Origin of the sequence: Brevibacterium sp. FAM 24630 (assembly GCF_049804075.1) — a bacterium.
In the GTDB taxonomy this organism is placed as follows: domain Bacteria; phylum Actinomycetota; class Actinomycetes; order Actinomycetales; family Brevibacteriaceae; genus Brevibacterium.
This window is the reverse complement of sequence record NZ_JBNBZD010000027.1, coordinates 1-13,740: the sequence shown is the minus strand read 5'-3', so window position 1 is coordinate 13,740 and position 13,740 is coordinate 1. Positions and strand designations below refer to the sequence as shown.

General features: G+C 63.7%; 13 protein-coding genes. 6 read left to right on the top strand and 7 right to left on the bottom strand.

The window, feature by feature from the left end:
- Positions 1 to 120 precede the first annotated feature (120 nt).
- Positions 121 to 1,542, top strand: coding sequence for a PucR family transcriptional regulator ligand-binding domain-containing protein (locus tag ACPUD7_RS15785; protein ID WP_425120435.1), 1,422 nt, complete (start codon positions 121 to 123; stop codon positions 1,540 to 1,542).
- A gap of 44 nt (positions 1,543 to 1,586) precedes the next feature.
- Here the strand turns inward: ACPUD7_RS15785 and ACPUD7_RS15780 are convergent, their stop codons facing one another.
- The 7 genes from ACPUD7_RS15780 to ACPUD7_RS15750 form a co-directional block, all read right to left on the bottom strand.
- Positions 1,587 to 2,738: a histidinol-phosphate transaminase gene (locus tag ACPUD7_RS15780; protein WP_425120434.1), complete on the bottom strand. Its 1,152-nt coding sequence runs from the start codon at positions 2,736 to 2,738 to the stop codon at positions 1,587 to 1,589.
- A gap of 83 nt (positions 2,739 to 2,821) precedes the next feature.
- The gene (locus ACPUD7_RS15775) at positions 2,822 to 3,607 is read right to left on the bottom strand and encodes a tetratricopeptide repeat protein (RefSeq protein WP_425120433.1); all 786 of its coding nucleotides are present in this window, start codon (positions 3,605 to 3,607) and stop codon (positions 2,822 to 2,824) included.
- Complete coding sequence (locus tag ACPUD7_RS15770) at positions 3,604 to 4,743, bottom strand: vWA domain-containing protein (RefSeq protein WP_425120432.1); 1,140 nt, start codon at positions 4,741 to 4,743, stop codon at positions 3,604 to 3,606. The genes ACPUD7_RS15775 and ACPUD7_RS15770 overlap by 4 nt, the downstream gene beginning before the upstream one ends.
- A complete protein-coding gene (locus tag ACPUD7_RS15765; RefSeq protein ID WP_425120431.1) occupies positions 4,740 to 5,714 on the bottom strand; it encodes a vWA domain-containing protein in 975 nt (324 codons plus the stop codon). Before ACPUD7_RS15765 ends, ACPUD7_RS15770 begins: the two co-directional genes overlap by 4 nt.
- Positions 5,705 to 6,157: a hypothetical protein gene (locus tag ACPUD7_RS15760; RefSeq protein ID WP_425120430.1), complete on the bottom strand. Its 453-nt coding sequence runs from the start codon at positions 6,155 to 6,157 to the stop codon at positions 5,705 to 5,707. The genes ACPUD7_RS15765 and ACPUD7_RS15760 overlap by 10 nt, the downstream gene beginning before the upstream one ends.
- Positions 6,144 to 7,028, bottom strand: coding sequence for a DUF58 domain-containing protein (locus ACPUD7_RS15755; protein WP_425120429.1), 885 nt, complete (start codon positions 7,026 to 7,028; stop codon positions 6,144 to 6,146). Before ACPUD7_RS15755 ends, ACPUD7_RS15760 begins: the two co-directional genes overlap by 14 nt.
- 13 nt (positions 7,029 to 7,041) lie before the next feature.
- Positions 7,042 to 8,037, bottom strand: coding sequence for an AAA family ATPase (locus ACPUD7_RS15750; RefSeq protein WP_135541443.1), 996 nt, complete (start codon positions 8,035 to 8,037; stop codon positions 7,042 to 7,044).
- A 664-nt stretch (positions 8,038 to 8,701) separates the two neighbouring features.
- On the opposite strand from ACPUD7_RS15750, the gene nrdH reads away from it, so the two are divergent.
- The 5 genes from nrdH to ACPUD7_RS15725 all read left to right on the top strand — a co-directional run bounded on the left by nrdH (position 8,702) and on the right by ACPUD7_RS15725 (position 13,293).
- Positions 8,702 to 8,947, top strand: coding sequence for a glutaredoxin-like protein NrdH (gene nrdH, locus ACPUD7_RS15745; protein ID WP_135541441.1), 246 nt, complete (start codon positions 8,702 to 8,704; stop codon positions 8,945 to 8,947).
- Position 8,948: 1 nt separating this feature from the next.
- A complete protein-coding gene (gene nrdI, locus ACPUD7_RS15740) occupies positions 8,949 to 9,362 on the top strand; it encodes a class Ib ribonucleoside-diphosphate reductase assembly flavoprotein NrdI (RefSeq protein WP_135541439.1) in 414 nt (137 codons plus the stop codon).
- A 5-nt stretch (positions 9,363 to 9,367) separates the two neighbouring features.
- On the top strand, positions 9,368 to 11,494 hold the full coding sequence (gene nrdE, locus ACPUD7_RS15735) for a class 1b ribonucleoside-diphosphate reductase subunit alpha (protein ID WP_425120452.1): 2,127 nt from the start codon (positions 9,368 to 9,370) through the stop codon (positions 11,492 to 11,494).
- Positions 11,495 to 11,664: 170 nt separating this feature from the next.
- Positions 11,665 to 12,636, top strand: a complete 972-nt coding sequence (nrdF, locus tag ACPUD7_RS15730; RefSeq protein WP_135541435.1) for a class 1b ribonucleoside-diphosphate reductase subunit beta — start codon at positions 11,665 to 11,667, stop codon at positions 12,634 to 12,636.
- 153 nt (positions 12,637 to 12,789) lie between these two features.
- The gene (locus ACPUD7_RS15725) at positions 12,790 to 13,293 is read left to right on the top strand and encodes a hemerythrin domain-containing protein (RefSeq protein ID WP_425120428.1); all 504 of its coding nucleotides are present in this window, start codon (positions 12,790 to 12,792) and stop codon (positions 13,291 to 13,293) included.
- The last annotated feature ends 447 nt before the right edge of the window (positions 13,294 to 13,740 follow it).

Here is a 13,740-nt window from a genome sequence, read left to right as displayed (position 1 = left end):
GGATTCGACCCGGGCGGGTCGGATGCATTGTCCTCAGCCTAGGACGTGGCCCAGGCAACACCGATATCCATGGCGGAGCGTTTGAAATCGATCCTGTCCAATGCGGATAGAATCGGAGGCATGGTCACCTTGGAACAGCTGTGGTCGCGCAGTGAACTCGCCCTCGACGTCATCGTCGATTCGCCGACCGCTGCCGTGCAGGACGTCACGATCGTTCACTCCTCGGAGCTTCCCGAAGTCGATGAATGGCTGGCCGGGGGAGAGGTTCTGCTGACGATCGGCGTCGGTCAGGATCTCGGGGCGGACACGGTCGGGGACTATGTGCGTCGGCTCAAGACCGTCGGGGTGCACGCCTTGGGCATCGGGCTCGGCTCCGATCTGCCGTGGCAGGAGGTGCCGGACTCGCTCATCGCCCACGCCGAGGCGGTCGGCCTGGCCGTCTTCGGCGTGCCCGAGCCGGTGCCCTTCGTCGCCGTCGTCGACGCCTTCACCCGTATGCGCGAAGCCGAGACCAACCGGGAGCTGACCCGAGCGAGCAGCGCCGCCCGTCGGTTCGCCAATGCCCTGGCGCATCAGGGTTCCGCCGCGCTGGTGACCGACCTGGCCGAGACCCTGGACGCTGAGGTGCGTTTCGTCTCGCCGACGGGCAGGGCTCTGACCGGTGAGGATGCGGAAGACGATGTGCGTGCGGCGCTCATCGAGGAGTACCTCACTCCGACGCTGAGTCCTCGTCTGATCCGCACCGGTTCGCGGATCATCGAGGCCGTGCCCTTGGGCAGCGATCATCCTCTCGGATGGATCCTCACCCCCGCCGAGGCGGCCGGTTCTCCGAAGACACGTGCCCTGCTGCTGTCGACCGCCGCTGCTCTGTTGGCGATGACGTTGAGCGACCTGCCGGTCCTCACCGGGTACTCACGGCTGTTCGAGTCGGAGTTGAGTGCCGAGGAGAAGCGCGCCGAATGGACGCGAGTCACGGGTGCGGCGCCGGTGGCGACGATGGACGTGAGGTTCTTCGGCGGGGTTCGCGGTGACACGGCTGAGCATCTCATCGCCGATATCGTCGGTGCCTCCCTGCTCACCCGCGCGGGTTCCCTCCTCGGGGTCGCGGGTGCCGGAGACCTGGGGCTCAGCGACCTCGTGACGAAGGCCGCCGAGGTGGCCGGGCTCGAACCTCTGGCAGAGAAGCGGATCCCTGTGGGGCAGATCCACCACGCATGGATGCTATGGAGGACTCAGCACGAAGCCGAGGCCTCCGAAGTCAAGGCACTGCTGTCGGCGGTCGATGAAGAAGCCGCGGACCGTTTCGTCGATCGGGTGCTCGGTGAACTCATCCGGGCGCGGGGCGGGCAGGAGCTGCTGGAGACGCTGCGAGCCTATATCGCTGCGGCCGGGGCGAAGGAGGCCGTTGCCTCAGAACTCGGAATCCACCGGCACACGGTTCGGGCTCGGATGGCGAAGGTCGAGAAGCTGCTGGGTCGCGACCTCTCCCGCGCCGAGACCGTCCAGGCGGTATCGATCGCGCTCGAACTCGCCGAACTCTGACAACCGCTGCTGCCACGGCCCGAACCGGTGCGCACGGTGGTCGGCTACACAGACTCTGGGCCAACCTCAGCAGACTCTGAGCGAACCTCAGCGAAGTGTTCGGCGCGGAATCTCTCGGCGATCTCGAGAACGCGGGCCAGCGCTTCGTCTTCGCCGATGCTGATGCGCACGCCGGCCTCGAGGTTGCGCACCGCCACGGCCTGTTCGACGCAGGCGTCTTCGAAGGCCGCGGACTTCTCGCCCAGCGGCAGCCACACATAATTCGCCTGCGCTTCGGGCACCTCCCACCCCTGCTCGCGCAGGGCGTCGGCGAAGGCGTCGCGAGTATCGGCGATCTGCGCCGCTCGGTCGAGCACGGCGTCCCAGTGGCGCAGCGATTCGAGAGCGCCGGCCTGACTCATGTCGGTCACGCCGAAGGGGATGACGGCTTTGCGCAGACCCTCGATGACCGGCGGGTGTGCCACGGCGTAGCCGACGCGCAGCCCCGCCAGACCATGGGCCTTGGAGAAGGTGCGCAGCAGCACGAGGTTCGGATAGTCCCTGACGAGGTCGAGGCCGCGCACCCGGTCGGGGACGGTGGCGAACTCCCAATAGGCTTCGTCGAGGGCGACGAGGACATGTGCGGGCACCCGATCGAGGAACGCGCGGACTTCGGCATCGCGCAGCACCGGACCCGTCGGGTTGTTCGGTGAGCAGAGGATGATGAGGCCGGTGCGATCGGTGATCGCTTCGGCCATCGCGTCGAGGTCGTGGCGGCCGTCGGCGCTCAGCGGCACTTCGCGGCGGACCGAACCGGCGAGCCCGGTCGTCTGCGGGTACATCTCGAACGACGGCCACGGATAGATCGCCTCGGTGTTCGCATCCGACGTGATCTGGGTCAGAGCGACGAGGAGTTCGGAGGCACCGGTGGTGACGACGAGTTCGTCGAGTCCGACGCCGAGGCGATCGGCCAGGCCCTCACGCAGTGCCACCGCCGCGTCGTCGGGGTAGTGAGCGGGATCCTTCGCGTGGGAGACCATGGCGTCGAGGACCTCGGGCAGCGGAGCGAGGAAGTTCTCGTTGGAGGAGAGTTTGAACGGCTGCAACCCGGTGACTTCGCGGGGAGGCTTGCCCGGGATATAGGGCGGGAAGGTCTCCAGCACGGCCCGGAGGCGAGGTGTCGTTGAGGCGGTGGGGGTCGAGTCTGCGGCGTTCATGGATTCATGATGTCACAGGCGTCGGCCGGCGAAGCGAACGGTCCTCGCCGGTCAGCGACGAACCGGTGTGACGGGGTCGCGACTCACCACGGCTTTTCCGGTGTCGAGCGTCCGCCGTTGCCTCCGGGGCCCTGCTGGCGCTGCTGACGGTCGGAATCCTCACCGCGCTTCTCCAGCTCCTCTCGCTTCTTCTCGCGCTCTGATCTGCCTTCGGAGTCGTCGGGCTCCTTCTCGTCCTGTTCATCGTCGTCCTCGGATGAGGAGCCATCCTCGGGTTTGTCTTTCGAGTCCTCGTCCTGTGAGTCCTGGTCCTGCGAATCGTCTTCGGTGCCGTCTTCCTTGGCCTTTTCGCTCTTCTTCTTGTCCTCGACGCGTTCCTTGGCCTGCTTGTTCTTCTGCTTCTCTTCGCTCTTGTCCGGCTGGCATTCCTCAGGGGCCTCCTCGAGCGTCTTCAGCGACCGGTCGTAGAGCTCCTGTGATTGGTCGGGGTCCTGCGAGGCGATCTGATCGGCCTGCTTCTCGTAGACGTAGGAAAGGTTGATCCGCACGGCGCATTCGGCGGAGGTCGGAGCGATCTCCAGGGCGGACTCGAGGTCGGTCTGCGCCGCGTCGAAGTCGCCGACGGCCGCCTCGGCGGTGCCTCGGTTGTAGTAGCCGATGTGGCGTTGGATCGGGCTGACGCGCAGGAACGCGGTCGCGGCCTTCTTCGCCCCGGGGAAGTCATTCGAGGTGTAGCGGACCTGGGAGGCGGAGCCGAAGTACGTGGCCATCGCGACATAGCCGAAGACCAGGGCGAAGACGGTGCCGAGGATGAGGTTGATCTTCGTGATCCGGCGCAACCGCGACCACAGGGTCACCAAGCGGTTCATCGCGGGGCTCCTGACTGTCCTGGGCCGGGCTGGTGGGGCACGCCTCCGGGACCGGGCGGGCCGCCTCGGCGAGGCCGGCGTGGAGTGATCGCTTTGAGCCGGAGATATTCGCGGAAGCCGAAGACGAACTCCACGGCGATCCAGGCGAACACGAGGATGAGGGGGATCCAGAAGTATTCGTCGACGGTGACGCGGCCGTCCTTCTTCACCAGCGCCTGGTCGTACTTCGGGGCCGTGTAGATGCTGGAGATCGCCCCCTTGCCGTCCCGGTGGTGGTAGTCGACGCCGAGGTCAGAGGCGATGCGCTTGAGGTTCGACTCATCGATCTTCGAGATGCCGGGGTTGCCGTTGCGGTCGCGCACGTAATCGCCGGCCCCACCTTCGTCTGGGGAGTCGTCGTCACTGCCGAGGCCGGGTTCGTCATCGGTGCCACCGGGCTCGCCGATGCCCGATCCGTAGCCGAAGGGTTGGGATTCGCGCATCTTCCCACCGGCTGAGGTGCCGTAGCCGAAGACGGCTCCGCTGTCGATGCGGGAGGCGAATGATGACCAGGAGTCGGGGCTCTGCGTGGTCGTCTGTTCGCCGTCGCCGAAGTAGAACACGACGTTCTTGTTCTCGGGACGGTCCTCGTCGTTCGCGCTTATCCGCTTCTCGAGTTCCTCACCCGCCTCGGTGATGGATGAGCCCTTCGAGTTCAGAGAGGCCTCCGGGGTGAGGACATCGACGGCGGAGGCGAACGCCGCATGGTCGGTCGTCAGCGGCATCACGGTCGCTGCGGTCGAGGCGAAGGTGATGATGGACAGCCGGGTGCCGGGGAACTGATCGGCCAGGGCGAGCATGTCCTTCTTCACCCCTGACAGGCGGGTCCCGTCTCCGGCGAAGTCTTCGGCGGCCATCGACGTCGTCGTGTCGACGACGAAGTAGACGTCGGCCCGCGCCTCGTATTCCTCGGTCGACGATTTGATCGGGATGCCCGGGCGGGCCAGAGCGACGGCGAGGACCGCAACGATGCCCATGCGGGCGAACCACTTCCACCGTGGGCCATCGCCGCGGATGGCGGGGATGAGGCACACGGTGAGGAGGGCGAGGACGATGAAGCCCCACCCGAACCAGGAGAACACGGGATCGAAGATCATGAGCGAGTCCTCCACGCGAGCACGAAGACTCCGGCGAGGCCGAAGACCGCGAGACCGAGCGGGATCGCCGGCATGTCATGGACGACCGTGTACGAACGGCCGGGAGTGTTCTCGGCCTCCTGGCTCTGGATCTCCTCGACGATGCGGTCGATGGTCGACGCCGACCCCATGTCGAACTGCTTGCCGCCGGTGCGATCGGACACGGAACGCAGCTCCTTCGTCTGTGTGGTCGTGAGGATCGACGGCGGGGACAGGCTGTAGACGCGCACCTTGGCCTCGACGGCGATATCGGCGGCTTCATTGAGCTCGAACAGGGGATCGCCGGCGAGCATGTTGTCGGTGGCGAAGATGATCGAGCGGGAACGATCCTCGTCCTTGCGGTCGAAGTTGTCGACGCAGCTGACCAGTCCGTCGCCGATGAGCGAGGAGCCGCCGATGTTCGGTGGGGAGGTCGACCACGAATAGTCGGTGCCTTCCGACCCCCATGTGCGGAACCCGTCCTCGGCTTCGGCGAGGAAGTTCTCCACCATGTCGTAGTCGTCGGTGAGTGGGAACGCGGAGACGGCTGTGGCGTTGAAGACGGTCATGCCGATGCGTTCGCCGTCGAAGCGGTCGACGAGTTCCTGATACGCCTCGAGCAGGTCGGCGTCGTAGCCGAGCATGGATCCGGACACGTCGAGGCAGAGCATGACGTCGCGCATCTTCTTCTCCGGATTGACCGTCTCGATCCACGCCGGTCGGGCGATTCCGGCCAGCGCAGAGACACCGGTGAGGGCGATGACGCCGAGGGACGCGACAGTCATGGTCAGGCGGGTGCGCATCGCTCGCCGGAAACTCGGCAGGCTCGTCATCCGACCGCTGTGTGCCACGGCCAACGACGAGGCGGTGGCTTTGGGGCGGCGCAAGCAGTACACGGCGACGACCGCGAGAACGAGCAGGATGAGGGCCAGCCACCAGAACATCAGGACCATCGCGCCACCAACTTCCTGGCATCGGCGATCTGTGCATCCAGGTCGGCCGGTTCGGTCTCGGCGAACTCCGCTTCGTAGAGACCGAGCAGGCAGGCTGCGAGGTCGTCGAGACCGGCGACTGCGGCATCCCGGTAGGTCAGATGTTCGGCCTTGACACCCCAGGCGTCGTGAGCGAATTCGCGGACGATCTTCGCCAGCTGCCTGGCCGCATCGCGGACGTCCGGGCGCTCCGCGTTCAGCCCGGTCTCGACGGCGGCGATGCGTGAGAGGTAGGTGCTGCGCACGGGGATCGGGACCCGCGGGCCGGATGCGCCCGTGGCGCCGGCCGCGAGCCGGAAGAGCGGGGCGAAGTAGTTGCCGAGGACGATGAGGAGCACGAGCGTCGCCGCGACATACCACGCGGGTGAGATCTGCAGCGGTCCGACGAGTTCAGCGGGGCCCACGGCGATGCCTCAGCAGAAGGGTGTGGAGTCGGCCGAGGGCCGACTTCGGGTGGTCGATCTCGGTGTGGGCGATGCCCAGCTTCGCGAGGAGGTCGCTGCGCTGTTGGCGGCGGGCCGCCTCGGCGAGGGCGAATTCCTCTCTCACCTGCGGCTTCCGCATCACCGAGGTGGGCAGCCCGTGATCGGGCCGGGCGACGTCGAACGGCGCCGAGGCGGCCGGAAGGCCCGCGAGGTCCGCGTCGGTGACCGTGATCCACAGGACCTCGTGCTGGGCACGCAGCCGACGGATCGTCGCTTCCTCCTCGGGACCCAACGGTGCCTGATCGGAGATGACGACGAGCAGCATCCGGTGACTGATATGGCTGGTGATCCACTGCAGCTGCGTGCTGATCGCCCCGGGGGAGTCGGTACCGGATTCGGCGAGGATCTGCTGCAGCAGGTGTTCGAGGTGGGCTTCGCTGCCCTTCTTGGGCGAGGCGGTGGTGCGGTCGGCGCCGCCGTGGATGAGCATGACATCGTCCCCGTGCCGCACGGCGAGGTAGCCGACCATGCCGGCCATGAGGATCGCCAGGTGACGCTTGTCGGTGCCGGCGGAGGTCACTGCGTCGAAGTTCCGGGAGGTGTCGACGACGAGGCCGAGGATGTGCCGACGGTGGGCGACATAGCGTTTGACCAGCGGTTCGGTGTGGCGGGCCGTGGCCTTCCAGTCGATGTCGCGGATCTCATCGCCGGGGATGTAGTCGCGCAGGTCGTCGAAGTCGAGGCTGTGACCGTGGAAGACAGAGGAGTAGTCGCCGTCGAGGAGGCGTCGGGTCCGCCGGTGAGCGTGGATGGTCATCCGCGCCTTGATGCGATTGAGCAGAACAGTCATGGGCGTGCGCCGATCAGGGAGTGGGAACGGCCATGAGAAGGGCATCGACGATCTGGGCGCTCGTGATGTTCTCGGCGGCGGCTTCGAAGTTCAGCTGGATGCGGTGGGCGAGCACGCGGTGGGCAAGATCCTTGATGTCTTCGGGAATGACGTAGTTGCGGCCGCGGAGCATCGCCAGAGCCCGGCCGGCGTTCGTGAAGGCGATCGAGGCGCGCGGGCTGGCCCCGTACTCGATGAACGGGGCGAACCGGCCGAGGTATTTGCCCGTATTGCGGGTGGCGTGGACGAGTTCGACGAGATATCGGGTGATCGCGGGGTCGATGTAGATGGTGCGGGCGTAGCGCTGCATGGTCGTGACATCGTCGAGCGTGCAGGCGGGTTCGGGAACCGAGTCCTTGTCGAAGACGCCGGAATCGAGGCGAGAGAGGATCTCGACCTCTTCGTTGGGGTTCGGGTGAGTGAGCAGGTCCTTGATCATGAACCGGTCGAGCTGGGCTTCGGGCAGCTGGTAGGTGCCCTCCTGCTCGATCGGGTTCTGTGTGGCCATGACGAGGAAGGGACGGGGGAGTTCGAAGCGTCTGCCGCCGATCGTCGTCTGCTTCTCCTGCATGGCCTCAAGCATCGCCGACTGGGTCTTCGCCGAGGATCTGTTGATCTCGTCGAGGAGGACGATATTGGCATGTACCGGCCCGAGCACGGTGTTGAACGAGCCCTCATGTGCGTTGTAGATCTGCGAACCGATGATGTCGGCCGGCAACAGGTCAGGAGTGCATTGGATGCGGGAGAACTTCCCGGCGACCGCATTGGCCAATGCCGCGGCGGCGGTGGTCTTCGCCAGGCCCGGGACGCTTTCGAGCAGCAGGTGTCCGCTGGAGAGGAGTCCGATGAGCAGCGACTCGCGCAGACGCTGCTGGCCGACGACGAAATGGTCGAGGTAGGACTCGAGGCCATTGAGGATCGACTGTGCGTGCGCGATCTCCTGAGTATTGGCCGGTGCCGTTGCCGTCATAGTCCTGGAGCCTCTCGATTCGGTGCGGTGTGGTCTCCAGCATATTGGTTGGCCCTGACACAGAGACAGCCGAAGTCGTTCCAGTGCTGACACACGTCCCGGCACGGGGCGCCTGCGAAGATCTCATGTCAGGACCGATCTGTACCGTCGGTGAGACCACAAGGGACCGCTGGGAATCGGTCGCGGGGACCGAGGGGAGGAGGCTGAGGAGAAAGCGCGGAACAAGGAGCGCAGAACAGTGTGATCATGGCCTCCACGACTGCGTGACGGGTGCCTCACTCCACCGTGTGCGGACGATCGCCGAGGAAGCAGCGACACACCCACAGGCAAAAATTTTTCCTGTGGAAACCGGTGGATAACGGCAGTGGAAAACGGGAAGAGAATTCGGCTGTCGAGCGTTGTTCCCAGTGTCCGCGCTGGTCATCGAACTACATAGGTGTCGTTCACAGCCTGTGGACGAATGTGGACGGTGAAGTCACAGGGTGTGGAACCTCGTAATCACACTGGTGTAACACTGGATATAGGGGTAAGGTCGTACCCGAACACAACATCTAGTGGTCACCCTTGAGCCTGCGCCTCGTGATTTTCATCATGAATCGGCAGGTGAAGAGGCCGGCCACGCCACCCAGAACGCGGAGCCGCAAGGCAGAATGAAGGAGTCGTCATGATCACCGTGTACACCAAGCCGGCTTGTGTCCAGTGCAATGCAACCTACCGTGCGCTCGATGCCAAAGGGCTGAAGTACAAGTCGGTCGATCTCAGCGTCGACGAGAACGCCCTCGATGTCGTCAAGGCCATGGGTTACATGCAGGCCCCCGTCGTTGTCACCGACAACGATCACTGGTCGGGATTCCGACCGGACAAGATCGCCACTCTCGTCGGCGAGCAGAACGCTTCCGTCGTGGCCTGAAATGCTTCTGGTCTACTTCTCTGCCAACTCCGAGTACACGCACCGCTTCGTCAGCAAGCTGCGGCACCCGGCAGTGCGGTTGCCGACGTTGACCAAGGAAGAGACGCTTCGAGTGGATGAGCCATTCGTTCTCGTCACCCCCACCTACGGGGCCGGTCGCAATCGCGGGGCTGTTCCCAGGCAAGTCATCAAATTCCTCAATGTCGAAGAGAACCGCCGCCATTTGGTCGGAGTCATCGGCGCCGGAAACACGAACTTCGGCGAGGACTATTGCCGCGCGGCCCACAAGGTCGCAGCAAAGTGTCAAGTACCCCTCATGTATCGAGTCGAACTCCTGGGCACTCAGGAGGACGTCGACGCTGTGAATCTAGGATTGGATAAACTGTGCGCGAGCTCGCTGAAGACCGCAATGTAGAGGACATCATCCGCGAAGAGACGGATCTGGACTACCACGCGCTCAACGCCATGCTGAACCTGTATGACGAGAGCGGACGGATTCAGTTCGAACGTGACAAGCAGGCTGCTCGGCAGTACTTCCTGCAGCACGTGAACAACAACACCGTCTTCTTCCATGACCTCAAGGAGAAGCTCGACTACCTCGTCGAGAAGGACTACTACGAACCCGAAGTCCTCGAACAGTACTCTTTCGAGTTCATCGAGAACCTGTCGAAGCGGGCCTACGATCACAAGTTCCGCTTCCAGACCTTCCTCGGAGCTTTCAAGTTCTACACCTCGTACACGCTGAAGACCTTCGACGGCAAGCGTTACCTCGAGCGCTTCGAGGATCGCGTCGTCATGGTCGCTCTCTTCCTCGCCCGTGGCGATGAGACGCTGGCGACCCAGCTCGTCGACGAGATCATCAGCGGCCGCTTCCAGCCGGCCACCCCGACCTTCCTCAATGCCGGCAAGCGCCAGCGCGGCGAGCTCGTCTCCTGCTTCCTGCTGCGCATCGAAGACAACATGGAGTCGATCGGCCGCTCCATCAACTCCGCTCTGCAGCTGTCCAAGCGCGGCGGTGGTGTGGCCTTCGCCCTGACGAACATCCGTGAGTCCGGAGCCCCGATCAAGAAGATCGAGAACCAGTCCTCCGGCGTCATTCCGGTCATGAAGCTGCTCGAGGACTCGTTCTCCTACGCCAACCAGCTCGGAGCCCGACAGGGCGCCGGTGCCGTGTACCTCCACGCCCACCACCCCGACATCTACAAGTTCCTCGACACCAAGCGCGAGAACGCCGATGAGAAGATCCGGATCAAGACTCTGTCCCTGGGCGTCGTGATCCCCGACATCACCTTCGAATTGGCCAAGCGCAATGAGGACATGTACCTCTTCAGCCCCTACGACGTCGAGCGCGTCTACGGTGTGCCCTTCTCCGACATCAATGTCACTGAGAAGTACACGGAGCTGGTCGACAACGCGGCGATCAAGAAGAAGAAGATCAAAGCGCGCGAATTCTTCCAGACTCTCGCCGAGATCCAGTTCGAGTCCGGGTACCCGTACGTCATGTTCGAGGACACCGTCAACAAGGCGAATCCGATCGACGGCAAGATCATCATGTCCAACCTGTGCTCGGAGATCCTCCAGGTTTCCGAGCCCAGCAAGTACGACGATGATCTCGGCTACGACGTGGTCGGCAAGGACATCTCCTGCAACCTCGGTTCGCTCAACATCGCGCTGACGATGGATTCGGAGAACTTCGGTCAGACCATCGAGACCGCGATCCGCGGCCTCACCGCAGTCGCCGAGACCTCGGACATCCAGTCCGTGCCGTCGATCGCGCGCGGCAACGACATGTCGCACGCCATCGGCCTGGGCCAGATGAACCTGCACGGCTACCTCGCCCGTGAGCACGTCTACTACGGCTCCGATGAGGGTCTGGACTTCACGAACATGTACTTCTACACCGTCGCCTACCACTGTGTACGGGCGTCGATGGAGATTGCGAAGGAGCGCGGCGCGACCTTCGCCGGCTTCGAACGTTCGAAGTACGCCACCGGCGAATACTTCGACAAGTACACCGATGAGGTGTGGCAGCCGCGGACCACACGCGTCAAGGAGCTCTTCGACGAGGCGGGTGTGCACATCCCGACCCAGGAGGACTGGCGCGAGCTCAAGGCCCAGGTCGCCGAGCACGGCATCTACAACCAGAACCTGCAGGCCGTGCCTCCGACGGGTTCGATCTCCTACATCAACAACTCGACCTCGTCGATCCACCCGGTGGCCTCGAAGATCGAAATCCGCAAGGAAGGCAAGGTCGGGCGCGTGTACTACCCGGCACCCTTCATGGACAACGACAACCTCGAGTACTACCAGGATGCTTACGAGATCGGCTACGAGAAGATCATCGACACCTACGCCGAGGCCACGAAGCACGTGGATCAGGGACTGTCGCTGACTCTGTTCTTCATGGACACCGCCACCACTCGTGATATCAACAAGGCGCAGATCTACGCCTGGCGCAAGGGCATCAAGACCATCTACTACATCCGGCTCCGGCAGCTCGCTCTGCAGGGCACGGAGGTCGAAGGCTGCGTCTCCTGCATGCTCTGATCCACTGGCACGGCGGACCGATGTGAATCGGTCCGCCGGCTTTGTGCAGGGCCGCTGCTGCAGGGGCCCTGCACAGCGGACATCCGTCTGCCGAGCAGACCGCTGAAACTCAGCACGAAGACCACTTCGTGATTTTTGCAGAACAAGACTTTTTGGGAAGAGAGATAGCGTTGGAGAATCTGACTCTGGCCTCGCACGTCGACGCCATCAACTGGAACCGCGTCGTCGATCCGATCGACGACGAGGTGTGGGATCGCCTGACCGGAAATTTCTGGCTGCCGGAGAAGGTGCCGCTGAGCAACGACATCCCCTCGTGGGCGACGCTGACCGATGACGAGAAGACGCTGACGATGCGCGTGTTCACGGGACTGACGCTGCTCGACACGATTCAGGGCACGGTCGGCGCGATCTCGCTCATTCCCGACGCTGTCACCCCGCACGAAGAGGCAGTGCTCACGAACATCGCGTTCATGGAGAGCGTGCACGCGAAGTCCTACTCCTCGATCTTCTCCACACTGTGCTCGACGAAGGAGATCGACGAGGCGTTCCGCTGGTCGCGAGAGAACACCTACCTGCAGTCGAAGGCTGACATCATCCTCAGCTACTACCGAGGTGACGATCCGCTCAAGCGCAAGGTCGCTTCGACGCTGCTCGAGTCGTTCCTCTTCTACTCCGGCTTCTACCTGCCCATGTACTGGTCGGCACATGCGAAGCTGACGAACACCGCTGACCTCATCCGTCTGATCATCCGCGATGAGGCCGTGCACGGCTATTACATCGGCTACAAGTACCAGAAGGGCTTGGAGTCGCAGTCCGAAGAGCGCAAGGCCGAGCTCAAGGACTACACGATGAATCTCATGTTCGAGCTCTACGAGAACGAGGTCGCCTACACCCACGACATCTACGATTCGGTGGGACTGGCCGAGGACTGCAAGATGTTCCTCCACTACAACGCGAACAAGGCGCTGATGAACCTCGGCTACGAGGCGATGTTCCCCAAGGAGGTCACGAAGGTCAACCCGGCCATCCTGGCGGCGCTCTCACCCGGCAGCGATGAGAACCACGATTTCTTCTCCGGTTCCGGTTCGTCCTACGTCATCGGCAAGGCCGAGAACACCGAAGACGACGACTGGGACTTCTGAGACCGCTGAGTTCTGAGAACTGAAGCGGCCCATTCGAGCAATCCGGCTCGGGTGGGCCGCTCTTTCTCTGCTCACCCGACGCCTCGGCGGAAGTGGCACAATCGACAGACGGGGACGAGTTCCTCGCATCGACAGTCGAAGGAGTTGCACACCATGACAGGCTCGGGAACAGGGGAGAGCGGACGACTCAGCGTCGGCGAGGTCCTTGAGCGTGACCACCATCGCATCGACGGATATTTCGAGACCTTCGCGCGGACGTTGTCGGCGGATGGGCCGCTCGACATCGAGGCTTTCAACACGGGCGCCGCCGGGCTGCGCCACCACATCTATGTCGAAGAGGTTCTGCACTTTCCGGCGATGAAGGCCGGAGGACTCATGGGGCCGGTCTTCGTCATGCTCCGTGAGCATGGTGAGCTGTGGGATCGGATGGATGAGATCGCAGCCAAGCTGGATGCGGGTGCCGACAAGGCCGAGATCGCCCCGGTCTGGAAGTCCCTCGAAGACGGACTCGAAGCGCACAATGAGAAGGAGGAGAAGATCCTCTACCCGGTTGGCGACGATCTGCTCACCGAAGATCTCGGCGCAGAGATTCTCGAGACTCTGGCGAACCCGGACATCCCTGAGGGGTGGACCTGCGAGATGGCCGGACGCAGCTGACCGCAGGCTCAGCGTGCGGTGTGGTCGGCTATGAACCGGCGGCGTCCGAGAACATCTGCCGTTCTACCTCCGCGGCCAGAGTGCGCACATATTGATGGGTCAGATGGTTCCAGTCACGGAAGACCAGGACGTTTCCGATCACGGGTTGCACGTGACCGTCTTGGATGAGTGATTCGCTCAGGTCGAGATGGATGAAGCTGTCGGTATCGAAGACATCCGCAGCGGGATTGGTCTCGGCCAGAACCGACTCGGCGGGTACGGTGCATGAGCGTCGGCTCGGGTCCTCGCCGACGCAGACGCGCGGATCGACATGCTCGCCGCGGAACCTGTCAACCTTTTTGGGTCACTTGCTGAGCTTCGTCGTTGAGTTTGCTGGCGGGGTCTTCTCGTCCTGGTCGGGCGGGTTGATCCAGGCTGTGGTGGGCAATGCCGGCGGGACTGGGTGGT

Excerpts from the sequence above, each read along its gene's own strand:
- nrdH (WP_135541441.1), top strand. The coding sequence starts at position 8,702 with ATGATCACCGTGTACACCAAGCCGGCTTGTGTCCAGTGCAATGCAACC.
- ACPUD7_RS15775 (WP_425120433.1), bottom strand. The coding sequence starts at position 3,607 with ATGAACCGCTTGGTGACCCTGTGGTCGCGGTTGCGCCGGATCACGAAG.
- ACPUD7_RS15765 (WP_425120431.1), bottom strand. The coding sequence starts at position 5,714 with ATGGTCCTGATGTTCTGGTGGCTGGCCCTCATCCTGCTCGTTCTCGCG.
- ACPUD7_RS15770 (WP_425120432.1), bottom strand. The coding sequence starts at position 4,743 with ATGATCTTCGATCCCGTGTTCTCCTGGTTCGGGTGGGGCTTCATCGTC.
- ACPUD7_RS15750 (WP_135541443.1), bottom strand. The coding sequence starts at position 8,037 with ATGACGGCAACGGCACCGGCCAATACTCAGGAGATCGCGCACGCACAG.
- ACPUD7_RS15725 (WP_425120428.1), top strand. The coding sequence starts at position 12,790 with ATGACAGGCTCGGGAACAGGGGAGAGCGGACGACTCAGCGTCGGCGAG.
- ACPUD7_RS15780 (WP_425120434.1), bottom strand. The coding sequence starts at position 2,738 with ATGAACGCCGCAGACTCGACCCCCACCGCCTCAACGACACCTCGCCTC.
- ACPUD7_RS15755 (WP_425120429.1), bottom strand. The coding sequence starts at position 7,028 with ATGACTGTTCTGCTCAATCGCATCAAGGCGCGGATGACCATCCACGCT.
- ACPUD7_RS15785 (WP_425120435.1), top strand. The coding sequence starts at position 121 with ATGGTCACCTTGGAACAGCTGTGGTCGCGCAGTGAACTCGCCCTCGAC.
- nrdI (WP_135541439.1), top strand. The coding sequence starts at position 8,949 with ATGCTTCTGGTCTACTTCTCTGCCAACTCCGAGTACACGCACCGCTTC.